Origin of the sequence: Cohnella algarum, from assembly GCF_016937515.1 — a bacterium.
In the GTDB taxonomy this organism is placed as follows: Bacteria; Bacillota; Bacilli; order Paenibacillales; family Paenibacillaceae; genus Cohnella; species Cohnella algarum.
The window spans coordinates 1-22,639 of sequence record NZ_JAFHKM010000002.1 but is presented as its reverse complement, the minus strand read 5'-3'; the positions used below and the strand labels follow the sequence as shown (position 1 = coordinate 22,639).

20 protein-coding genes and 2 pseudogenes are annotated in these 22,639 nt (G+C 60.8%); 15 read left to right on the top strand and 7 right to left on the bottom strand.

The annotated features are described in order from the left end of the window. Nucleotides 1-16 precede the first annotated feature (16 nt). From JW799_RS00185 to JW799_RS00170, 4 genes are all read left to right on the top strand, one after another. On the top strand, nt 17-361 hold the full coding sequence (locus JW799_RS00185) for an STAS domain-containing protein (protein ID WP_205428176.1): 345 nt from the start codon (nt 17-19) through the stop codon (nt 359-361). Nucleotides 362-367: 6 nt separating this feature from the next. Next, nucleotides 368-841 carry an anti-sigma B factor RsbW gene (gene rsbW, locus JW799_RS00180; protein ID WP_240353104.1) on the top strand — a complete coding sequence of 158 codons (474 nt, stop codon included), beginning with the start codon at nt 368-370 and terminating at the stop codon, nt 839-841. Next, nucleotides 838-1,617: a sigma-70 family RNA polymerase sigma factor gene (locus JW799_RS00175; RefSeq protein WP_080836804.1), complete on the top strand. Its 780-nt coding sequence runs from the start codon at nt 838-840 to the stop codon at nt 1,615-1,617. The genes rsbW and JW799_RS00175 overlap by 4 nt, the downstream gene beginning before the upstream one ends. Nucleotides 1,618-1,742: 125 nt before the next feature. Beyond that, nucleotides 1,743-2,090 (top strand): hypothetical protein, encoded by a 348-nt coding sequence (locus JW799_RS00170; protein ID WP_205428175.1) that lies wholly within the window; start codon nt 1,743-1,745, stop codon nt 2,088-2,090. A gap of 596 nt (nt 2,091-2,686) precedes the next feature. Here JW799_RS00170 and JW799_RS00165 read toward each other — a convergent pair. After that, entirely contained in the window at nt 2,687-2,998 is a 312-nt protein-coding gene (locus JW799_RS00165; RefSeq protein ID WP_205428174.1) for a YtxH domain-containing protein, read from the bottom strand. Nucleotides 2,999-3,367: 369 nt separating this feature from the next. Between JW799_RS00165 and JW799_RS00160 the strand changes: the two genes are divergently transcribed. After that, nucleotides 3,368-4,426 (top strand): lactonase family protein, encoded by a 1,059-nt coding sequence (locus tag JW799_RS00160; RefSeq protein ID WP_205428173.1) that lies wholly within the window; start codon nt 3,368-3,370, stop codon nt 4,424-4,426. 604 nt (nt 4,427-5,030) lie between these two features. Here the strand turns inward: JW799_RS00160 and JW799_RS00155 are convergent. Together JW799_RS00155 and tatA are read right to left on the bottom strand one after the other, a co-directional pair. After that, a complete protein-coding gene (locus tag JW799_RS00155) occupies nt 5,031-7,343 on the bottom strand; it encodes a hypothetical protein (protein ID WP_205428172.1) in 2,313 nt (770 codons plus the stop codon). 38 nt (nt 7,344-7,381) lie between these two features. Further along, a complete protein-coding gene (gene tatA, locus JW799_RS00150; RefSeq protein WP_205428171.1) occupies nt 7,382-7,576 on the bottom strand; it encodes a twin-arginine translocase TatA/TatE family subunit in 195 nt (64 codons plus the stop codon). Nucleotides 7,577-7,841: 265 nt separating this feature from the next. Between tatA and JW799_RS00145 the strand changes: the two genes are divergently transcribed. The 4 genes from JW799_RS00145 to JW799_RS00130 all read left to right on the top strand — a co-directional run bounded on the left by JW799_RS00145 (nt 7,842) and on the right by JW799_RS00130 (nt 13,724). Then, nucleotides 7,842-10,433 (top strand): choice-of-anchor I family protein, encoded by a 2,592-nt coding sequence (locus tag JW799_RS00145; RefSeq protein WP_205428170.1) that lies wholly within the window; start codon nt 7,842-7,844, stop codon nt 10,431-10,433. After that, nucleotides 10,415-11,836 carry an S-layer homology domain-containing protein gene (locus tag JW799_RS00140; RefSeq protein WP_205428169.1) on the top strand — a complete coding sequence of 474 codons (1,422 nt, stop codon included), beginning with the start codon at nt 10,415-10,417 and terminating at the stop codon, nt 11,834-11,836. Before JW799_RS00145 ends, JW799_RS00140 begins: the two co-directional genes overlap by 19 nt. Next, complete coding sequence (locus JW799_RS28150; RefSeq protein WP_240353103.1) at nt 11,833-11,964, top strand: S-layer homology domain-containing protein; 132 nt, start codon at nt 11,833-11,835, stop codon at nt 11,962-11,964. The genes JW799_RS00140 and JW799_RS28150 overlap by 4 nt, the downstream gene beginning before the upstream one ends. A gap of 191 nt (nt 11,965-12,155) precedes the next feature. Next, nucleotides 12,156-13,724 (top strand): IS1182 family transposase, encoded by a 1,569-nt coding sequence (locus tag JW799_RS00130; RefSeq protein ID WP_205428167.1) that lies wholly within the window; start codon nt 12,156-12,158, stop codon nt 13,722-13,724. A gap of 170 nt (nt 13,725-13,894) precedes the next feature. Here the strand turns inward: JW799_RS00130 and JW799_RS28145 are convergent, their stop codons facing one another. The 4 genes from JW799_RS28145 to JW799_RS28130 form a co-directional block, all read right to left on the bottom strand. Continuing rightward, nucleotides 13,895-14,458, bottom strand: coding sequence for a glycoside hydrolase family 2 TIM barrel-domain containing protein (locus JW799_RS28145; protein WP_240353102.1), 564 nt, complete (start codon nt 14,456-14,458; stop codon nt 13,895-13,897). A 225-nt stretch (nt 14,459-14,683) separates the two neighbouring features. Further along, a complete protein-coding gene (locus JW799_RS28140; RefSeq protein WP_240353101.1) occupies nt 14,684-15,481 on the bottom strand; it encodes a sugar-binding domain-containing protein in 798 nt (265 codons plus the stop codon). Between the two features lie 693 nt (nt 15,482-16,174). Continuing rightward, on the bottom strand, nt 16,175-16,729 hold the full coding sequence (locus tag JW799_RS28135) for a hypothetical protein (protein WP_240353100.1): 555 nt from the start codon (nt 16,727-16,729) through the stop codon (nt 16,175-16,177). Between the two features lie 82 nt (nt 16,730-16,811). After that, on the bottom strand, nt 16,812-17,075 hold the full coding sequence (locus tag JW799_RS28130) for an ArsR/SmtB family transcription factor (RefSeq protein WP_240353099.1): 264 nt from the start codon (nt 17,073-17,075) through the stop codon (nt 16,812-16,814). A gap of 199 nt (nt 17,076-17,274) precedes the next feature. On the opposite strand from JW799_RS28130, the pseudogene JW799_RS00115 reads away from it, so the two are divergent. From JW799_RS00115 to JW799_RS28110, 6 genes and pseudogenes are all read left to right on the top strand, one after another. Beyond that, a pseudogene (locus tag JW799_RS00115) lies at nt 17,275-17,712 on the top strand (MgtC/SapB family protein); the annotation flags it as partial. 431 nt (nt 17,713-18,143) lie between these two features. Further along, nucleotides 18,144-19,297: pseudogene (locus JW799_RS00110) on the top strand (exonuclease SbcCD subunit D). Then, the gene (locus JW799_RS28125) at nt 19,294-20,016 is read left to right on the top strand and encodes an AAA family ATPase (protein WP_240353098.1); all 723 of its coding nucleotides are present in this window, start codon (nt 19,294-19,296) and stop codon (nt 20,014-20,016) included. The pseudogene JW799_RS00110 and the gene JW799_RS28125 overlap by 4 nt, the downstream one beginning before the upstream one ends. Next, the gene (locus JW799_RS28120; RefSeq protein WP_240353097.1) at nt 19,983-20,951 is read left to right on the top strand and encodes a hypothetical protein; all 969 of its coding nucleotides are present in this window, start codon (nt 19,983-19,985) and stop codon (nt 20,949-20,951) included. Before JW799_RS28125 ends, JW799_RS28120 begins: the two co-directional genes overlap by 34 nt. Next, nucleotides 20,900-21,910 carry a coiled-coil domain-containing protein gene (locus JW799_RS28115; RefSeq protein ID WP_240353096.1) on the top strand — a complete coding sequence of 337 codons (1,011 nt, stop codon included), beginning with the start codon at nt 20,900-20,902 and terminating at the stop codon, nt 21,908-21,910. The genes JW799_RS28120 and JW799_RS28115 overlap by 52 nt, the downstream gene beginning before the upstream one ends. Continuing rightward, nucleotides 21,907-22,377: an SbcC/MukB-like Walker B domain-containing protein gene (locus JW799_RS28110; RefSeq protein ID WP_240353095.1), complete on the top strand. Its 471-nt coding sequence runs from the start codon at nt 21,907-21,909 to the stop codon at nt 22,375-22,377. Before JW799_RS28115 ends, JW799_RS28110 begins: the two co-directional genes overlap by 4 nt. The last annotated feature ends 262 nt before the right edge of the window (nt 22,378-22,639 follow it).

Here is a 22,639-nt window from a genome sequence, read left to right as displayed (position 1 = left end):
CAGAAAGGGGATTCGCATGCCAACCGATAAATTGAGTTTCCGGACGGAAAGCCGCGCGGCGGAAACCGTCGTTTTCCTAGCGGGCGAATTGGATCTGGAAGTCGCTTCGCGGATGCGGGCGGCGATGGAGCCGCTTCTCCCGCTTGCGGATCGCAGATTGACGTTGAATTTGCGGGAGCTGAAGTATATCGACAGCACCGGCATCGGAATCCTGATCGGCATCGTCAAGGCGCGCCATGCGCGCGGAGCGGCGTTCGGGGTGGAGGAAGTCCCCGCGCACATTCTCAAGCTTTTCGATATTACCGGGATGACCTCTTTCTTGACCGCCGCGGCAACGGCCGAAGGCACCGAACGAAATTAACGGACGATGAAAAGGAATGGTGAGAACGAAGCGATGATGAACGATGCGCTTGTGACGCTGACGGTACCGGCCAAGCCCGAGTTCGTGGATTTGGTTCGTTTGACGCTGTACGGTATCGCCGCCAAGCTCGATTTTTCCTACGAAGATATCGAGGATATGAAGGTGGCGGTGTCCGAAGCCTGCAACAACGTCGTGCTGCACGCCTATTCCGATGGGCGCCAGGGTACGATCCAGCTCGATTTTCATACAGCAGAGGAGCATTTGCAAATCGTCGTTCGCGATAACGGCGCCAGCTTCGAGCCTGCCGGGGACATGCGCACTTCCAACCTCCACGGGAAGTCCATCGAGGAAATCCAGTCGGGCGGATTGGGACTTTATCTCATGCAAGCTTTAATGGATGAGGTGGAAGTGCGGCAGGATTTCGGAACGGTCGTCACCTTGACCAAAAAACGAAACGCGGCAAGGGCCGAAACCGTATGAGCGTAACTCCAAACGCGCGTCTGCCCGACGACGCGATGGAGAAAATATTCCGCTATCAGCAAACCGACTCCAGGGAACTTGCGGACGAACTGGTGCGCGAGTACGATCCGCTCGTCCGCATGGCCGCCCATAAAATATCCCGCAACCGACCGGATCTTCAGGAGGATCTCATTCAGGTGGGGCGGATGTCGCTGTTCCGGCTGCTCAAGCAGTTCGATCCGGGCTTTGGCATGCCCTTCGAGCCTTACGCGATGAAGAGCATGGTCGGCCAGATGAAAAATTATTTGCGGGACAAGTCGTGGTATGTCCAGGTGCCGCGCAGAATCAAGGAAAAAGGGCTCAATCTGCAGCGCGCGATCGACGAGCTGACGATGGAGCTGGAGCGCTCGCCGAGCGTTCCGGAAATTGCCGAGCGCATGGACATGAGCCTGGAGGAGACGTTGGAAGTGCTGGCCGGACGGGAGCTGTACCATTACGTTTCGCTGGATACGCCGGTATCCGACGACGAAAACGGCGCGACGCTGGGCGAGATGATCGGCGTGCCGTCCGACGACTACGCGGAAGTCGACCGCAAGCTGGTGCTGGACAAGGCGATGGACCGGCTGAAGCCCGAAGAGCGGAAGGTGCTTCTGCTATTATACGAGCAGGGCTACTCCCAGCGATTCGTGGCCGAGCAATTGGGCGTCTCCCAAATGAGCGTGTCCCGCATTCAGCGGCGCGCGATCGATCAGCTGAAGAAGTGGCTTTCCGCCGGCGGAGAAGCGCCGGACGGGTGAGGACGGACGAGGGCGGGCGAGGATGGACGGGAGCCGCCGAATCCCGGCAAGGGGCTTGTTTCGATTTCCGCCGACAGGGTAATAGAGAATACGCAACACATTCTCTTAAAAAGGCGGTGGACGCGATGACTGTCATCTACCAGCTCGATTGCTTCGGCTGCGACATTCTCGTCCGTCAACAGCAAGAATCGTACCACCTCGGCATCCAATCCCGTTCGAATCCGCTCGGATTCGGCAATCGTCTGGCCGAGTTCGATTCCGAGGAGGATGCGGTCGGCGCGGCCGATCTTTTTTGCCGGATGTACAAGCTGATGCGCGAATACGGGTATCGCCTTTCGGGCGAGGAATTCCAGAAGGACGATATGCCGTCCATTCCGGTCAAGGGGCTGCTGAACCTGCGCCCGGCGACGAACGATCTTCGCGCGCTGCTTGAACGCGACGCGGAGCTGTACGGCGCGGCAACGTCTTCGTGATGCGGCTTCTATTCATCGCAGCAGACTCGCAAACCGTCGCCCTCTCGCGGCAGAAAGCCTTTGCATTCGCAAGGCACCGCCGCGAGAGGGCATTTGTTTGCGGCGGGAAGCGGGACGCGAGCGGGGACGTTGAAGGCGCGGGGCTTGTCGTCCGGGCAAAGACCGCCTCTTCGCGATATCCCCTTCGCTCAGCAGGTTTCGGGGAGTTAAATGATCGGGTTAGCGCCGGTGTGGGGGAAAAGAAGGGGACAGGACGGACTACATGGCGAGTTGGCGGCTGGTTTGGTGGGCTAGAAGGGGATTGGATGGACTACATGTCGAGTCGGCGGCGGGTTTGGCGGCCGAGAAGGGGACAGGACGGACTACATGGCGAGTTGGCGGCTGGTTTGGTGGGCTGGAAGGGGATTGGATGGACTACATGTCGAGTCGGCGGCGGGTTTGGCGGCCGAGAAGGGGACATGACGGACTACATGGCAAGTGGGCGGCGGGTTTGGCGGGCTAGCAGGTGCATGGTTGGGCTGCATGGCGCGCAGACGGCGGAGGGGCGGGAACGCCAAAAGCCGCCACCCGCCGGGGGCGGGAAGCGGCTTTTGGCGTCAGTTCGGTTTTTGCTCTTCCGCCATCGCGGTTTGCGCATCATCCTTGGCGGATTGGAGGGCGGCGCGCGTTTTGCCGGCGAGGTCCGACGCGTGCCGGACGACCTGATGCGCGACCTCCTGCGTTTTCGCGCCGGCTTCGCTTGCGAGCTGCCTGGTTTTGTCCTTCGACCGGATATACGTGTCCCGGATATCCCCGCGAAGCTCGCGACCCGCCTTCGGAGCCAAAAGCAAGGCCGCCGCCGCGCCGATCGTCGCGCCGATAACGGCGCCCTTCATCAGTCCGTTGCCGCTGTTTTGACGTTCTGCCATGTGAAACGCCTCCTTTTTATCGATGTAGCTTGCGATGAACCCTTCGTTTGCGTTGCGAAGCGCCTTTCCGAACAAGCCTGACAGAAAAACGAGAACGGCCCCTCCGATAATGGAGGGAATGACGGCTAAGCCGTCCATGACCGGTTCCCGAAGCGGAACGGGAAAGGTTCGTTCCTCTCTGTCTTTTTTTACCCGACCGGGCCCGCCGCGAATCTATGAAAACGTTAATGAAATCTTCCTGTTCACGCTATCTCGGCTTTTTTCTCTTGAACTGGAAGATTCCGGGCGCTAGACTTGTATTCATAGCGAACGGGCGGCTAAAGGGTTGCCGATCGCCCGTTGGCGGGATCAAGGCGGGAGGAGATCGATTTGGCGGAAAAAAGCAGCGGCCGGATTGCCGTTTTTGCGGGGACATACGCGACTGCCGAGGCGGAAGGAATCGGAATGTTCGAATGGGATGCGGTAACGGAAAGCTGGACGAAGGCGGGAGGTGCCGGAGGCCTGGCGAATCCTTCGTTTTTGGCGCTGCATCCGAAGCTGAACGTGCTCTTTGCCGCCAGCGAGACGGCGGAAGGAGCGGTCGCGGCTTATCGGTACGATTGGCGAAAACGAACGATGACGGAAATCAACCGCCAACCGACGAAAGGAGCCGACCCGTGCCATATCGGGGTGGATCGGACGGGGCGCTGGCTCCTTGGCGTCAATTATTCGGGCGGCAGCGTCTTCGCCTTTCCGATCGGCGCGGACGGAGAGATCGGCGAGATGAGCGATTTTCACGCTCACGAGGGAAGCGGCGTTCGGGCGGATCGTCAGGAGGCGCCGCACCCGCACTCGATTTTCGCCGTTCCGGGAACGGACGATTGGCTCGTTTCCGACCTGGGAACGGATAAACTGTACGTTTATCGCCTCGATGCGCAAACGGGCAAGCTGACGCTGCGCGGCGCAGCGGAGGTCGCTCCGGGGGCGGGGCCGCGCCATGCGGCGTTCCATCCGGAGCTTCCGCTCGTATATTCGGTCGAGGAGCTGAGCTCGGCGGTGTCGGTATGGCGTTACCGGGCGGACGACGGCTCTCTTTCGCTGCTGCAAACGACGACGACGCTGCCGGCCGATTTTGCGGGGGACAACACGTGCGCGGACATCCATTTGAACGCCTCCGGCACGCGGGTTTACGCATCCAATCGCGGACACGACAGCATTGCCGTCTTTCGCGTCGCCGCGGACGGAACGCTCGAAGCGCAGGGACAGGTACCGTGCGGGGGCCGGATGCCGCGAAATTTCGCCGTCGTCGGAAACGACTGGCTTTTCGCCGCCAATCAGGATTCGGGCTCGATCGTCGCCTTCCGGCTGAACGAGCAGGGAATCCCCGTGCCGGTCGGCTCGCAGATCGAGATCGCCAAGCCCGTTTGCCTGAAAATCGCGAACCTCTGAGGACGGCGGGCGGCATCTGCTTTTCCCGGGCATGCCAGGCAAGTACGCCTGGGGCGCCGGTTTTTAAACCCAAAAACGGCGGCGGATCCGGACATGAACGTCCGTTGTCCGCCGCCGCTTCTTTTTCGTAAGAAGGAAAGTAACGTGCATCCTGCGAAAGCGCCTGGCAAGCTTGCCGGGCTCAGACGCACCGCTCTGGTAGCGGTACATGTATTCAGAGGCATCTCCCCAGTCTACTCCGGAAGTCGGCTCGGCCTCCCGCGGGTCCAATTGAGTCGTGGCGACTCAACTTGACCCGCCAAACGCATCCAGCCGTACGCAGTTGAGTAAAAATGACTCATCTTGCCGCTTCTGCATGCATGGAAACGATCCGGTTGCGTCGTGGCGACTCAACTTGACCCGCCAAACGCATCCAGCCGTACGCGGTTGAGTAAAAATGACTCATCTTGCCGCCTCTGCATGCATGGAAACGATCCAATTGAGCCGTGGCTGCCCATTTCACCGCCGCGCGCAGGCTGCCGATCCGGCAGATCCCCGGGAGTTCTTGTTTTTCCAAGGATGCCGTCAGCGTATTTCTAAAAAATCAGATTGCTCGAGGAGTGCTTCACCGTTTCGTTCGTTTCGTCCGGCAAGGAGGCTCTGTCCACGCTCTCCTCGACGCAGGACGCCATGTAGAAGTAGCTCGTGCCTCCGAAGCCGCCGTTTGCCGCAACGTATTTTCCGCCTTTGAAGCGGGCGCCGACGGCGCGCAGGCGATGGCCCGTTCCTTCGATATGAAAGTGGGCCGTCTGACCGCTTGCGGCCTCGCTGTTGCAGTCGGCGAAGCTGAACGAAACGGCGTTGTCCGGCTCGACCGTTTTGAAGAAGGCCAGTTCCCCGTTCGTTCCGCCGAACGACGCCCCCCGCCGACCGTGACGCTCTGGGCGTAGACACCGGTTTCCGCCTTGTCCCAAGCGCCGGTCAGAACGAAGCCGCAATCCTGAAACCCGCCGCCGAGCATGACGATTTCCTTGCTGCCTACCCGAACCTTGCCCGTCGCCGGGGACGCCCCCTTGAACCAGGTGTTGATAAGCGTCAGGCGATTGATGCTGCCGATGTTGACGTCTTCGACATTGTTGAACACGCAACCCGTAAACATCACATCATCGTTGACGGGCAAATTGCCGACCGCCGCGCTCCGCACCGGCCGCGCGATCTCGTAGCCGCTCAGCATGCCGAACGAGCAGCCGTCGATGACGTTTCGGCGTTTGGAGCGGGACGAGCTTCGGGACAACGTCAGCATCCTCTCCGCCGTGCAGCCCCGCATTTGCAGGCCGTCGGCGTTCGCCCAGATCGATCCGGAGTTCGAGAGTCCGTCCTTGTAGACGGCGTGGCAGTCCTCCAGCGTCAAATCCGTCAGCATCTTGTGCGCGACAATCCGGGAGGCGATGTGCTTCTTCACGGTGATCCGCTTGGCGCTGTCGCCCCAGGTCGTGCCGCTGTTCGCGAACGACATCAGGCCCGAATTGCCGATGTAGACGAGATCGTGCTCGTATTGGCCGTGCGTGACGAACGGGCCGTAGTCGTCCCCGTCGCCGTGGCAGTTTTCGACCATGCTGTAGGCGGCGCACGTAAAATCGTTCAAGTGCCTGGCGTTGCTCGTGTTGCAGTCCCGGACGTGGGCGTAAAGCACGTTGATTTGCTGCGTCAGGTAGCCCGTACCGCCCCAATCCCGTTCTTCGGGGTTGATCAGCTCGCACCGTTCGGTTATGTAATGGGAATTGTAGCGGCGCTGGATGACCGGCCAAAATACTTTTGTCGCGCGGATGCCGGATACGTCGCACTCGACCGCGAATTCGTAGGCGACGGGATTGGAGCCGATCTGGTCCCACGTCTCGAAGGGCCGCACGCTCGTGGACGTCGTCGGCGGCACGGGGACGCCCGCAAACCGCATGTTCCGCACGTTGCACCGGAAGACCGGATTCATTTTCGTATATGTAATCGTCCGTCCGGCAGCAAGCGTCCAGCCGAGCTTGTAGTTGACGCGAACGCGGTTCGCCGAAACGATCTCGGTTACCTTGAGCAGGTAATCGAGCTCCCGCTGCGCGCCGCCGCCCGGATTGTTGTTCACTTTGGCGATCCACCAGTCCTCGACCTGAAACGCCGAGGCGTCGCTCACCGCGAGAATGTCGCTCCCTTCCGGAATGTCGGAGCCGAGCGTCACGGTCTGCGACGGACCCGCGGCCGTGCCCTGGAAGAACAGCACCGCCCCGAACGGGTTGTCGCGGGAATTGAGCTCGATTCCGTCCGTCGTGACCAGATGGCCGCCGAAATCCAGCTCGATGCCGCTGCGGCGGAACGTATGCCGGCGAACGAAGTTGAGATCGGTATGCGCTTCTACCCGATGAATGGAGGGATCGTTGACGAGCGCGTCGAGCGCGTCGTCCGCGTTCGGAGACGGCCCGAATATCCCGAACCAGCGAAAATCCCCGACCCCGTCGTGGACGATTTCCCAGCATCCGTCCGCTCCCGGAGGCCGGTGAACCGTTCCGCCGTTGTCGGCCTTCGCGCTGCCCGCCGCCCAGCGCATCAGCTTCGCTCCGCCGTCGCCCGCCGTCCGGTAGCCGCCGACGAACGCCAGCGTCCCGTCCTTGAGCCGGCCGTTCGGCAGGGCAAGCAGCTCGTCGACGCTCGAAACCCGGAGCATCGTGTCCGGCGAGGCGCTGCCTTTGCCTTCGGCCTGACCCTCGGTAGCGGCGAACGAGAAGTTGGACAGAAGGGCGCTTCCGGCCAGCATGGCTCCGCCCAGGCCAAGCACGCGCAGCATTTTGCGGCGGCTGATCGCCTCGGGAGCCAGGTTCTCCGTTGTCGATGGCGCCCGAGACTCAGGCGAATTCGATTGCGGGTTTTCCGGTTTGCTGATGTATTCCTGATTCATGAAAGTCCCTCCTTGGTTGAGTTTGTTCCGTCTCGAGTTCAGGAATTGCCGCTTTTGCTCTCGTCCCGGTCTGAGGGCTTGTCCGTTTCCGCAAGCAGCGCTTTGCTGCCGCTGCGGAATTCGCGGATCGTCGTCCCGACGGCCCGGCCCAGCTCCGGCAATTTTTTCGGACCGAACAGCAGCAAGGCGATGGCGACAAGCAAAATGATGCCCGTGGCTCCGATCGTCGGCATCGTGTACCTCCTTTCTCTCATTGATTCCCAACTGATTTAAAAATATAGTAATTAAATGTAAATATAAATCAGTTGATGTATTTTACACTCCGATTATAAAGGCGCCGGTTTTTTACTGTCAATGAGAATGTAAGCAATTATTAAAAAATTCCGACATTATATTTCTCGTTCGAATTTACATTCCCTTAACGAAAGGTTGCAAGTTTGCGCACACAACGCGTCTATACTGGACAAAACATCATTTCAGCATAGGAGTGTTGGACTCTTGAATCGGACAAGCAAAAAAGTACTCTCTTTCTTCCTCGCCGCGGAAATGCTGCTGGGCGGGGCCATGGCGGCGCTTCCGGCTTCCGCTGCCGAAGGCGGTGCCGCCGGGGCGATTTCCGGCGTTCCGTATGCGGCGGACGGCAGCTACGACGTCGCGGTGCCGCACGTCGTCATCCATCAGGCGTACGGGGGCGGAGCGGAAGGGGCGAGCGATCGTTTCTTCTCCAACGGCTTCATCGAGCTCTATAACCCTACGGACGATGACGTGGACCTGAACGGTTGGACGCTTCATTATGCGGACCCGACGATGGCGTCCGGCACCTGGATCAAGCTCGACCTGACCGGAACGATCGGCGCCCGTTCGTCTTATCTTGTCGTCGACGGCCAATCCGACGATTCGTTCGTCAGCGATATTCGCGGCAAGGGCGATAAGACGTGGTCCGATGCGTTTTTTTACAATAAAGGGATGAAGGTCGTGCTGATGAGCGGCGGGGCTTCGTCGCTGGACGGCGTCGTCAATCCGTTCGCCGATAAGCCGGAAGGCTACGTCGACATGATCGGAACGGCCGGCAACGACAACGGCCTGACGATCGACGGCTACGAAACGGACTATCCGACCGGCAAGGCGGAAGGGACGTCCAAGAAGAAGTCGGTGCGCCGCGAGTCGTTTGCCGACACGGACAACAACAAGGCGGATTTCGAGCAAATCGGCTACGAGGAGGAAGGGGACGCGACCTTTGCGGAAAACCGCCCGCGCAGCGGCGCGGACGGCGCTTGGGGAGCCGAGGCTCCGGCGCTCGGGCTTGCGACGGAAACGCTCGCGGACGCGACGGTCGGCCGGCCGTATTCGGCGGCCCTCTCCGTTTACGGCGGCGCGGCTCCGTATACGTTCGAAGCGAGCGGCCTGCCCGGCGGACTGGACATCGACGCCGCCTCCGGAACGATTGCCGGCACGCCGCTTGAAGCCGGCACGGCGTCGGTCTCCGTCTCCGTTTACGACAGCTCGGAGCCGCGGCTGCAACTTGCTCGCGAGTTTACGCTTGCGGTGAAGGAAGCGCCCGCGCTGGCGATGCCCGATCTTCTCGGCATGACGAAGCTGGGCGGCTATTCCGTCGGCGTGACGAGCGAGGACGGCGGCTTGGCCGAAATCGTCAAATACAATCGCGATAACGGCAAGTTTTATTTGGTGAACGGCTCCGCCGACCCGGCGACCCTCGATATCGTGAAGCTGAACGGCGGCGCGAACCCGGAGAAGGAAACGAGCGTGCTGGTCGAAAAGCTGGCGGAAGTCGACGGGTTCGTTTACGGGGATTTGACGAGCGTCGATATCAATACCGCGACGAAACGGGTCGCCGTGGCGGTACAGGAAGCGGACGCCATGAAAAACGGCAAGGTGCTCGTGCTCGACTACGACGGCAAGCCGCTCGAATCGTACGAGACGGGCGTTCAGCCGGATATGGTGAAGTTCAGCGACGACGGCAGGTACATTTTGACGGCGGACGAAGGGGAGCCCCGCACGGAGGCGGGCGATCCGGAAGGCAGCGTGACGATCGTCGACACGGTCGCGAAGGAAACGGTTCGCGTCAAATTCGACGATCCGTCGGTCATCGACGATCTCGTCCACATTCGCGGAGCCGCCGATCCGGAAACGAACTTCATTATGGGCAAAGGCAGCAAGGAAGACGCGGTATTCGATCTCGAGCCCGAGTACATCGAGCTTTCCGAGGATCAAAAAACGGCGTTCGTCAGCCTGCAGGAAAACAACGCGATCGCCGCGATCGATATCGCGAGCGCCAAAGTGCTGTATGTCAAAGGGCTGGGCTACAAGGATCTGAACGATCCCCGCAATGCGCTAGACCTGGTCAAGGACGGGGAAATCAAGCTGGAAAACGTTCCGTTCTACGGCGTCTACATGCCGGATGGCATTTCCGAATACACGACCGGCGGGAAAACGTATCTCTTCACGGCGAACGAAGGCGACGCGACGGAATGGCCGGGCAAGGAAAACGCCAGCGACGTCGGCGATTTGAAGGCCGCGCTCGATCCGGAGTCGGCGGCGGCATTGTTCCTGGCCGGCAAGTCGGATTATGACGATGTCGAAGCGAAAACCGACGAAGGCACGGACGGCATTTATTTGTTCGGCGGCCGTTCCTTCTCGATATGGGACGCGGAGACGATGGAGCAGGTGTACGACAGCGGCAACGATTTCGAAAAAATTACGGCCGAGCGGCTGCCGGATTATTTTAACGCCAGCAACAGCAATACGTCATTGGACAGCCGAAGCGAGAAAAAAGGGCCGGAGCCGGAATACGTCACGGTCGGAAAAGTCGGCAAGCGGGCGCTCGCCTTCGTCGGCCTGGAGCGAATCGGCGGCGTCATGACCTACGATGTCACCGATCCGGCGGCACCGGTGTTCGTCAATTATTTCAACACCCGCGAGTTCGCGATGGAAGACAATTTGACCGACTCGGGCCCGAGGGACTGGAGTTCATCCCGGCGGCGGACAGCCCGACGGGGCGGCCGCTGCTGCTCGTCGCCAACGAAGTCGGCGGCACGGTGGCGGTGTATCAGGTGGAAGCAGCCAAGGTGACGCTGGATCAAAGCGCTTTGTCGCTTAAAGTCGGCGGAGCGGCGGGAACGCTTAAGGCGACGGTCGAAGGCGGCGACGCGGCGGCCGTAACCTGGAGCTCGTCCGATCCGGGCGTGGCTACGGTCGATGCGAACGGAAACGTCGCGCCGGTCGCTGCCGGAACCGCCGTCATCTCCGCGTTCAGCGGCGACGGCTACGGCTTGGCGGAGGCGACGGTGACGGTAGCGCCGGCCGACGCCGTCAATCCGGCCCCGGTTCCGGTTCCGGGCACGGGAACGGGCAACGGTACGGAACAACCGGGAACGGAGACGCCGTCCGTTGAAGACGGCAAAGTCGTGGCGGTCGTGAACGTCGAGACCGATGCGGCAGGCAAGGCGACGGCAGCTCTTTCGGAAGAGACGGTCGAGGCGGCGATTAAAGCGCTGGAATCCGCCGAGGGCGGGGAGCTTGTCATTCGGGTGCGGGCCGGGGAAACGGCTCGGCAAGTCGAGCTGACCGTGCCCGCCGCGGCGCTGACGGCGATAACGGGCAGCTCCGCCGGCACGGTCGTCTTCGAAACGGACCTCGGCACGATTTCGCTGGACCGGGACGCGTTTGCGGCCGCAGCTGCGGAAGCGGGCGACGACGACCTTGTCGTGACGATCGGGACGGTCGCGTCCGGCTCGTCGTTCGGCGAACTGACGCCGGCAGGACGGCAAATCGCGGAAACGCTGATCGGCAACCGCTCCGTCGTCGACTTGACGCTGACCGTCGGAGGCCGGACGCTGTCGAACCTGGGCGGCGGCACGATCGGCGTAGGCTTGCCGTATTCCCCGGGTGCAGGCGAAGATCCGAACGCGATCGTCGCGCTTTACCTTTCGGAAGACGGCGCGGTTTCGATCGTGCGCGACGGCATGTACGACGCATCTTCCGGACGCCTCGTATTCCAAACGGAGCACCTTTCCCGTTATGCGGTCGGCTACAACAGGCTTGAGTTCTCCGACATCGGCGCAAGCTTCGCGAAAGATTCCGTGACGTACTTGGCCGCTCGCGACATCATCGGCGGCATCGGGAACGGCCGGTTCGATCCGGCCGGCGGGCTGACCCGCGCGGACGTCGCCCTGCTGCTCGCGCGTTTGGCGGGAGCGGATACGGAGCAAACGGCGGGAGCTTCGTTTACGGACGTGAAGGCCGGCGACTATTTCGCGGGCGCGGTTGCCTGGGCTTCGCAAAACGGCATCGCGAGCGGCTTCGGCGACGGGCGCTTCGATCCGAAGGCGGGCGTGACGCGCGAGCAGCTTGCGGCCATGCTTGTCCGGTTTGCGGGTTACATGAATTGGACGCTTCCGGACAACGGGCAGCGGCCGATTTCGCGGACGCGGATGCGATCGCCGCGTTTGCCTCGGAAGCGGCCCAAGCGATGAGCCGGGCCGGCATCATTTCCGGCAAGCCGATCGCGGGACGGCCGGGCGCGTATTTCGCGCCGCAGGACACGGCTACGCGCGCGGAAGCGGCTCATATGCTGGCCAAGCTGCTGAAGTCGAAGCAATAAAAAAGAGAACGGCCGGTACCGCGCTGCGGATACCGGCTGTCTCGAAATATGCCTGAAGGAAGAGGGTGTCCCAAAAGTCATCCTAAATGACTGAGGGGCGACCCTCTTTTTTATAATCGTCAAACAAAAAGAAACCACTCTCTGGTAAAATGGAGGTACCACCCAACCATAAACCAAAGGAGACGGTTTCTTTGTACATTCAATATACCATGGATCAACTCTGTTTACCAATGGATTTAGAAGAGGACATTCCCGCCAATCACCTCGTTCGCGTGGTCAACGCCGCCGTCAATCGTCTCGACGACGCCATCTTCGACGCGGCTTACCCTGGAGGCGGACGAGACAGCTACCATCCTAAAATGCTCACCAAAGTCATCATATACGCCTACACGCAGCGCATTTACTCCTCGCGTCAAATCGCCAAAGCTGTCCGCGAAAACATCATGTTCATGTGGATCGCAGGCAGACAACGGCCGGACTTTCGCACCATCAACCGGTTTCGTTCGGAGCGGATGAAAACGGTTCTGGAGACGGTGTTTACCGCCGTTCTTCAGTTTCTGGCTGAGGAGAACTACGTGCAGCTCGAGCATTACTTTGTGGACGGCACGAAGATCGAAGCGAATGCCAACCGGTACACCTTTGTTTGGGGAAAAGCGGTCGTGAAGCATAAAGCCAAGCTCCAAGAGAAAGTGCAGACCTTATTTGCCACTATAGAGGAAGCTGAGAAGCAAGAAGAAGGAACGCACGACGGCAAGGATCTTCCCGAGCTGGGCGAGTCCTCTTCCATCACCGGTGAAAAGCTGGAGCAAGCCGTCAAACAATTGGAGGAGCGTCTGCAGGAGAAACCAAAGGACAAGCCGCTGAAGAAGGCAGTGCGCACGCTCCGCAAGGACTTGCTTCCTCGCCTTCAAAAGTATGAGGCGCAGGAAGCGATTTTAGGCACGAGAAACAGCTACAGCAAAACAGACCCTGACGCCACGTTTATGCGGATGAAAGAAGACCACATGCGAAACGGCCAACTGAAGCCAGGCTACAATGTTCAGATCGGCACTGAAAATCAATTCATTGTCGGTTACAGTCTGCACCAGCGGCCGACCGATACGCGCTGTCTCATCCCGCATCTGGAGAAGATAAAATCGCAGCTCGGCAAGCTGCCAAACACCGTTATCGCCGATGCGGGCTATGGCGGTGAAGAAAATTACGACTACTTGGAGCAAAATGAAGTCGAAGCCATTGTGAAGTACAGCACGTATCACCGTGAAAAGAGCAAGGCATGGCAAAAGGACATCAGCAAGATCGACAACTGGACCTATAACAGCGAACAAGATACATGGACATGTGCGGCCGGACAAACGCTCCATTTCCGCCGAGTGAGCCAGGAGAAAACGGAAAGTGGGTATGAAATCGAATATCGACATTACCGAAGTGCCGGCTGTGAGGACTGTCCGCTAAAGCCGCAGTGTACAAAAGCCCAAGGTGATCGCGAGATCAAAGTGAGCATGAAGTATTGGCGGCTAAAGAACCAGGCCAGGGAAAAGCTCCGCAGTGAAGAAGGGTATGCCCTGGCCGTAAGGCGCATGATCGAGCCGGAACCTGTGTTTGGCGATATGAAGAACAACCGAGGCTTTAAACGGTTCCTGCTTCGAGGCTTACCCAAAGTAAGTCTGGAGGTCGGGTGGCTTTCGCTTGCCCACAATCTGCTCAAGAAAGCAGCGGTGGACGCAAAAAACGAAGGAGCTAAGCGACAACAGGCCGCTTAGCTCCTTCGTTTATTCCGAGTGCCATCCTATTTTGCTGCTAAAGGTGTTCCAGAGGTTACTTATGGGACAGCCTCTTTTTGCCTAATCCTCGATGGCCGCCTTGCGGACGTTGACGGCGCGGATTAGCGCCGGATTAAACTTCGGCTTCCGGTCATAGGTGTACAGCCCGTTCACTTCCTGCTCGATATCGTACAGCTGCGTATAGCAGAACCCGAAGATGTTCGGGTTGTCCAGCAACGCATTCGTGAGGCCCTCGTACCGGGCGAGAAACTCCGCTTCGCTTTGCGGCCGGTCCCCGTAGCCCAGCCGTTGCTGTCGGTTTGCCCCGGATTCCACCAAATGCCGCCGTACTCGCTGACGAAATAGGGCTGCCCTCCGTACGATTGCCTTTCGGGAAAGGAAACCCACGGCTCTCCGCCTTCGGCCAAGGGCTGATGCCGGGCGCGGAACGACTCCGGGTTTTGATCGTAATCGTGCACGTCGAAAATATCCGTCGCAACGTGATAGTTCCCGCTCGTGTCGGTGACCGGTCGCGTCGGGTCGACGGCTTTCGTCGCTTCGTAGACGATGCGGAGCACCTCGTCGTTTTGCCGGGTGCCGCGGGACGAATCCCAGGTTTCGTTAAACGGGCACCAGCCGATCAGGCTCGGATGGTTGAAATCGCGTTCGACGTTTTCCAGCCATTCGGGAAGAAACCGGATCAAGCCTTCGCCGGTCGAAATATCCAACCCCAATTCGCATGCTCTCCCACACGAGATAGCCGAGCTTGTCGGCCCAATACAGGAATCGGGGTTCGAATATTTTTTCATGCAGGCGGGCTCCGTTAAAACCGAGCTCCATCGACAGCTCGATATCGCGTTTCAACGCCTCGTCGTTCGGCGCGGTATAAATGCCGTCGGGGTAGAAGCCTTGGTCGAGCACAAGCCGTTGGAAAACGGATTTTCCGTTGATGCGGAATTTCATCCCGTCAAGCCGGACGGAGCGCAGCCCGAAATACGAGTCGGCCGGTCGACCGTCTGGCCGTCCTTCAGCAGCTCCAGCTTCAGATCGTAGAGAGCGGGGGCTCCCGGCTGCCACAAGCGCGTTTCCGTCAGCGGAATCGACAGGCTCGCGGAAGAGGAGCCGACCCGCGCGGTCTCCGAGCCGGCCGGTTTGCCGTCGAGTTCGGCGGAACAGCGGAGCGCGACATCGCCCGAGAGTCCGGCCACTTTTGCCGTTACGTGGAGCCGGGCGTTTGCGGGATCGGGAACGAGACGGAACGAAACGAGGTGCGTTTCCGGCACATGTTCAAGCCAAACGGTTTGCCAAATGCCCGTCGTCCGGGTATAGTCGCAGCCCCGCGAATGGTATGTCCCGCTTTGTTTTCCCCGAGGCTGCAAGCCCGAACGGACGTCGTCCTCCGCATAGACGGTCACCACGTTTTCGCCCGGAACGAGCGCGCGGCCGATCGGGAAGGAAAAGGAGCCGTAGCCGCCGCGATGCTTGCCGACCGGCACGTCGTTGATCCACACTTCGGCTTCGTAGTCCACCGCTCCGAAATGCAGCAGAACCTCTCCGCCTTCCCAGCCGCCCGGCAGCGTAAAGCTGCGCTTATACCACACCGCGGGAATGAAATCGGTATGGCCGATGCCGGAAAGTTTGCTTTCGGGGCAGAAAGGGACGACGATTTTTTGCTTAAGCGTTGCGTCGGAAGCTTGCAGCCCCCGCTCCTTGCCGCTTCGGGAAAAGTCGAATTCGAACTGCCATTCCCCATTCAAATTAAGCCATCGTTCCCTTACGAATTGCGGTCTCGGGTGCTCAGGCGCGGCGTGCCGATGTCGGCGGACATGGGAAAACCTCCATTTTAGTTAATTTAAAATTAATTAAATAGGGAATGAATTAACAATTTCACTTCTTTTTATAAACCTATAAATAAGGTCATGTCAAGCTTTTGTCTCGAAACATTATAAATTTAAAGTTAACATAATGATTAACCAAATGATGCGATCTTGTTCTGTTGAAATGAGCCTGTTTCCGGTATCCCTTTCACTCAGGAACAATCTCCCGGGCATATGATCCGGGTCCGCTTCCGGGAATGCTGAGACGAGTCAAGCGTATTCGTGAATGGCGGAGGTTGGCAGAGGGAATGGCGAATGGCGGAGGGCGGAATAGCAGAGAGCGGAATAACAAAGGGAGGAATAGCAGCGAAGGGCGTATGGTGGAGGGGCATGAAGCTTTTGGGCGGGATGGGGACGGGGAATGGGGGATGGCGGATCATGCGATGTTGTTGGAATAGGTAATTTTGGTTTGGAAAACGGGCTTAGAGGGCCGTTAATCGTCCAATCCTTTCTCAAAGTCAGGCCAAAACAAAATTAACGGCCCCGGAAGGCTGGTATCCGCCTCGATTGCCCGAAGGAGAAAAGAGAGCGCGGGACGCGGGGGCCGACTGAGCCTCATTGCGTCCCGGACGATCACTCGTATTCGACCGTTACTTCGATATCCCGGTCGTAATTGCCGAAGCCCTTGCCGAACAGGCTCAGGCCGCCGGCATGCCTTGCCGATTCCGGCGCGGCGATGCGGAAGCGAAGCTCTTCGCCGTAGACGATCGGCACCTCGCCGAGAGTGACCGGCGACATGCGGACGCCGTCGATGAAGCAGCCGTCGTGCTGCAGCCGGATCGACTTCAACAGGCCGTGCGTCGTGCCGTACTTCCACCAGGCGGGCGTATGCGCGCCCGGCGCGCCGCCGAAATCGCCCGGGCACGTCCAGAAGCCAAGCGGAATGTCGTTCAAGTAAAAGTAGATGTCCGAAGGCCAATTTACGTTATAGCCCGGCGCTTCGGAACACAGCTCCAGCGTGACGGTGACGCCCAAAGCCCGCTGGCCGGACAGCAAGTAGTTCGGAATGCGGTATTCGACGAATCCGCTGCCCAGCCACAGATGCGCGGCCTCGACATGCTCGGGATCGGAAAAATAGCGGGGTCGTCCAGCATGCCGATGATTTTCGTCCTCGAAGCCAGGCCGCACGTCGGCTTGGCTTCGTACGCGGTATAATGGCCGACCGGGATCGACGCGGCGTAGCGGTCCGAGCTGCCTTCTTCCGGCGTTTTCAGCAGCAGGGTAATCGAATCGAGCCGGAGATGGCACACCTTCTGCCGGCTCTTGCGCCGGACAGGCTTTCGGTGCGGATGATGCCGGCTTCCTCCAATTTCTGGACGTGCTTCGTAACGATCGCGGACGAGACGCCGAGCGCTTCCGCCAATTCCTTGACGTTCATCGGCTTCCTGTTCAAAAGCTCGATGATGCGGACGCGGCTTTCCGAAGAAAAGCATTCCAGCACGGCCATTTGCCGGACGGTGACGGGAATTTTCATTTGCGGCTCCTTCGCAATGGCTAATTGATTCGATTGTAAACCCGGATCCGACACACGGCAAGCTTCGGTCCGGCGACGGCGAAGGGGCGCAAATCCGGAGCGTGATACGGCGTTTCCGATTGAAGCGGAAGTTGACCGGGTATATGTTTTCGTATCGAAGGGTTCAACGACAAACCGATAAGGGGAAGCGGATTTGCGACTGATCGAAACGGATATTTGGGAACTTTCCTATCTCGACCTGACGCTTCGATTGTTCGCGGCACTCGTGCTTGGCGGGCTCGTCGGCATTGAACGGGAATGGAAAAATCACGCCGCCGGTTTTCGCACCCACATTTTGGTCTGCGTGGGCTCGGCCGCGATCATGCTTTTGTCGATTTACGGGTTTGGCGAATTCGCGAATGCGTACAACGTTCGCATGGACCCGGCCCGGCTGGCGGCACAGGTCGTGTCGGGAGTCGGCTTTCTCGGCGCCGGGGCGATCATCCGAACGGGCTTGAGCATATCCGGCCTGACGACGGCGGCTTCGCTGTGGGTCGTGGCGGCCATTGGCTATGCGCCGGAGCGGGCTTTTATTACGGCGCGGTTCTGACGACCGTTCTCGTTATCGTCAGTTTGTATTTGCTCGATAAAGTGGAGAACCGAATGCTCGGCAAACGGACGAACGACCAGATCAAAATCAAGGTCGTCGGCGTCCCGGGGTTGATCGCGAAAATTACGGACATTTTGGAAGCCGGGGCTTGAACATCCGGAGCATGGCATTCGAAACGGAATCCGGCAAAAACGCCTCGGAGACGGTACATGTCCTAAAAATCCAATTCCATAAAGCCGATCCGAAAAGAATAAGGGAAGCTTTCGACACCTTGCTGGCAACGGAGGGCTTCCGGAGGATCGAAACGTCCGACATGCCCGGGAATGGAGCGACTCCGGGCGGAAAGGGGACTCGGCTTCGCTCTAGGCATCGCGTCGGGCAATCGTTCCGATCGCTTTCTTTTCCATTGAACAAACCCCGCCGTTTCTATAAACTTTTAAAAGAAGAGAATAGAACGGGAAAGAGGTGCGCATTCCAATATGAAATTCATCCACACGGCCGACTGGCATTTAGGCAAGCTGGTGCAGGGCGTTTATATGACGGAGGACAGCGGCACGCGCTGCGGCAGATGGTCGAGACGGTGCGAAGCGAGCGGCCGGACGCGTCGTCATTGCGGGCGACCTGTACGACCGGCGGGTCCCGCCGACGGAGGCGGTCGAGCTGCTGGACGAGCTGCTGCGGACGCTGGTGTTGGAGCTTGAAACGCCGGTGCTCGCGATCGCGGGCAATCACGACAGCCCGGACCGGCTGAACTTCGGCACCCGGATTATGGAGGAGAGGGGGCTGCATTGCCGGCAGCTGAGGCCGGAGCAGAAGCCGGTCGTCCTGCGCGACGCGACGGAGAGGTGCATTTTCATCTCGTGCCGTTTGCCGATCCGTCCGTCGTGCGGCAGCGGTGGGGCGACGAAAGCGTGCGCTCCTGCGACACGCGATGCGAGCGGTGGTGGCCGGATCGAGGCGAAAATGGACCCGAAGGCGCGGCACGTGCTCGTCGACACCGTTCGTCACGCCCGGCGGGGAGGCGAGGCCGAATACGAGCGAGTCGGAACGGCCGCTGGCGATCGGGGGACGGAGTACGTCGGTCGGAGCTTTTAAAAGTTCATTATACGCCCTCGCCACCTGCACGAAGCGCACTACGTCGCCAACGAACGATTCGCTACGCCGGGTCGCCGCTCAAATATTCATCTCCGAGGAACGGCACAACAAAGGCTTTATATCGTCGAGCTGGATGGGCAAGGGCCTAACCGTGGAAAAAAGAAAGCTCGCGCCGCTCCGCAACATGCGCAGCGTAAGCGCCGCGATCGAGGACTTGATCGGCACGAGCCTTCGGACGATTACATATTCGCAACGCTGCTGAACGAAAATCCGGTCCTGTACCGATGGAAAAAGTAAGAACCGTCTACCCGAACGCGCTGGCATGTCGAGCGCCGGCGGCCGGCCCGGCGGGCCCGCCGATCCGCCGACGAAGGAAGCGCCGCCGGCGCCGGACCGCGCGGAGCAAGTCCGATCGGTCGAGCTGTTCGCGGCTTTTTACCGGGAAGTGAAGGGGATGCCGCTCGCAGAGGACAAAAAACGGCTGTTCGCCGAAACGCTGCTCGAGGTCGCCCGCGAGGAAGAGGGGGAATCCGCATGAAGCCGATCCGGCTTACGTTGACGGCCTTCGGTCCGTACCGCGATGCGGAAACGATCGATTTCAGCCTGCTGGAGGACCGCCGCCTGTTCGTCATTTCGGGCAATACCGGCGCCGGGAAAACGACGATTTTCGATGCGGTCTGCTTTGCGCTGTACGGGTGCGCGAGGGGAGGACCGTTCGGAAATCCGGCTTTTGCGCAGCCATTTTGCCGACGACAATACGTTCACGTCCGTCGATTTCGCGTTCGGCATCGGCAGCCGCACGTACCGCGTGTTCCGCCAGATGCCGTTTCGCAAGGCGGGCAACAAGAGCGAAACCCCGGCCGCGCGGAGCTGTTCGAGACGACTTCGGGGACGGAAGTCCCGCTGCTGGACCGCTTTACGCTATCCGAGGTGAACGCCCGGCTGGAATCGCTCATCGGCTTGACGAAAGACCAGTTCAGCCAGATCGTCATGCTGCCGCAGGGCGAGTTCCGCAAGCTGCTGACTTCGGATACGGACAACAAGGAAGACATTATGCGGCGGATTTTCCGGACGGGACTCTATCAGAAAGTCGAGGAGCGGTTTTACCGGAAGCAGCGGGATTTGAAGGAGGAGCTGCGCTCGGCCAAGGAGCGGCTCGAATACGCGATGGCCCAGGTGCGGGACGTGCTCCCGGTCCGCGAGGAAGGGGCGCTGGGCGCCGCTTGCGGCAAGAGGCGTACAGCCCGATCCAGGTGACGGAAGGGCTGGAAGCCGAGCGGCTGCATTATGCGGAGCTGGCGGAAAGCATCCGGCTGCGGAAAGATAAGCTGCAAGCGGAGCGGGCGGAGCAGGAGAAGCGGGTGCGCGAGGCGATGGCGCTGAACGAGAAGCTGGCGGAGCTTGAAGCCAGGCGCGCGCGATTCGCGCAGTTGAACCTCGACAAGCCGGTCATGGAGGAGAGGGAACGAAAGCTGGCGGAGGCGGAAAAAGCCGGGCGGATCGCCGCGTACGACGAGGAGCAGGCGGAGCGGGCGGAACGCGAAATCGCCGCGAGGCAGGCGGCGCTGAGCGGCAAACGGCCGAGCTGCCCGCGTGGAGCAGGCGCTCGTTGCCGCCTCGGAGCGGCACGCCGGGAGCAGGCCCGGGAGACGGTTCGACCGAGGCGCAGCAAGCGCTGCAGCGGCTGGAAACGCTGGAGCCGGCCGTCCGGACGCTGGAGGCCGCCGCCGGGAGGTCGCGCGGCTGGCCGCGGAGGAAAACCGCGTGAAAGCCGCCGTCGAAACGGTCGACCGCCAATTGGCGGACATGCGGCAGGAGAAGGCGGCGCTCGCGGGCGAGATCCGGTCGCTCGAGGCGGGGCTGGACGCGCTGCCGGGGAAGCTGGAAGAGCGGGACCGCACCCGCCAGAAGTTCAAGCTGCTGAAGGAGCTTGCGGATCTGGCCGAGCGGATCGAGGCCGCGCGCAAGGCGGAAGCGGACCGGGAGCGGGCGCGCGGGAGTGCGGCGAGCGGGTCAAGCGGCTGGAGACGCTGTGGCTGGAAGGGCAGGCCGGACTGCTGGCGGCGCACTGCACGACGGGGAGCCTTGCCCGGTATGCGGCAGCCCGGAGCATCCGGCGAAGGCGGCGGCGCCAGCCTCGATGCCGACCCGCGAAGAGCTTCGGCAGGCGAAGGAAACGCTTCGCGCCGTAGAGCAGGAGCTTGGCACGGCCAAGGCGCAAGCGGCGGCGGCCCGCGACGGCTGGGGAGAGCGGATGCCGTCCATCGAGGAGTTCGGCATCGTTCCGTCGGGGTTCGCCCGCCAGTTGGCCGACACTGAGCGGGAGGGGCTTGCGCTCAAAGCGGAAATCGAGCGCCTGCAGGAGCAAGGCGCGAAGCTGTCGGCGCTGCGCGAGAGCGCGGCGAAGCTGGACGACCGCTTGGCGGCCGCCCAAGCGGAGAAGGACGCCGCGGCGGCGCGCGCGCAGGCGCTTACGGTGGAGCGGACCGCCAAGCAGTCCGTGCTGGAGCTCGAGCTGGAGCGGATTCCGGAGGAGCTGCGCTCGCCGGAGCGGTTCGAGGCGCGGCTGCGGCAGCAGCGGGAGAGCGTGCGCGAGCTCGAGGCGGAGTGGAAGGCGGCGCAGGATGGGTTGACCGCGGCGCAGCTCCGGGCGGCCGAGGAGAAGGCGAACGCCGCGCAGCTTGGGAAGCGGCTCGAGGAGGCGACGGCCGCAGGCCGCCAGGCGGCGGAGCGGTTTGCCGAGGAGCGGCAGCGCGAAGGGTTTGCGACGCCGGAGCAGTATGCGAGGGCGAAGATGAGCCGGGAGGATCGCGAGTCGCTGCGGGCGTCGACCGAGGCGTTCCGGGCGGAGCTGGCGGCGGTATCGGCCCAGTTGGGAGAGCTGGAGCGGGAGCTTGAGGGCAGGGAGCGCGCGGATGGAAGCGCTGCAGGAAGTGCTCGGTGCGATGCAGCGGGAGCTGGAGCTCGTGCTGGCGGAGCAGCAGTCCGCGCAGCGGCACGCGGAAACGGCGGCGAGGCTGCGTGGCGCGATCGAAGCGGCGAACGGGCGTTACGCCGCGACGGAATCCGAGCTGGAGCGGATTCTGGATTTGTACCAGATGCTGAAGGGCGACAATTCGCTCAAGCTTTCGTTCGAGCGGTACATTTTTGATCGAATATTTGGAGCAGATTCTCGTGGCGGGCAATCTCAGGCTGCACCATTTGTCCGACGGCCAGTTCGTTCTGCAGCGCAGCGACCGGCTGGAAGCGCGCGGCAAGCAAAGCGGGTTGGGGCTTGACGTTTACGACGCGTACACCGGGCAAAACCGCGACGTCAAATCGCTGTCCGGCGGCGAAAAGTTCAACGCCTCGCTTGCGCTGGCGCTCGGAATGGCCGACGTCATCCAGGCCCATCAGGGCGGCGTTTCGATCGAAATGATGTTTATCGACGAGGGCTTCGGCTCGCTCGACGAGGAATCGCTGCACAAGGCGATCGCCGCGCTCGTCGATCTGCAGCGGTCCGGCCGGATGATCGGCGTCATTTCGCATGTTCAGGAGCTGAAGATGGCGTTTCCGGCCATTTTGGAGGTCAAAAAGACGAAAGAAGGACACAGCCGCACGTCCATCGTGCTGCGGTAGCCGACATAAGGGACGGTTCGAGCCTTTCGATCGGATCGGTTCGTTGGAATGCCCGAGAAGAGGCTTCTCGGGGCGCTTTGGCGCGGGCGGATTGCGCGCAAGAAGCCCCCGGTGCGCTACATGAAGCCTGGCGCAGGCGGATTGCGCGCAAGAAGCGCCCCCGGTGCGCTACATGTAGCCTGGCGCAGGCGGATTGCGCGCAAGAAGCGCCGGTGCGCTACATGCAGCCTGGCGCAGGCGGATTGCGCGCAAGAAGCGCACC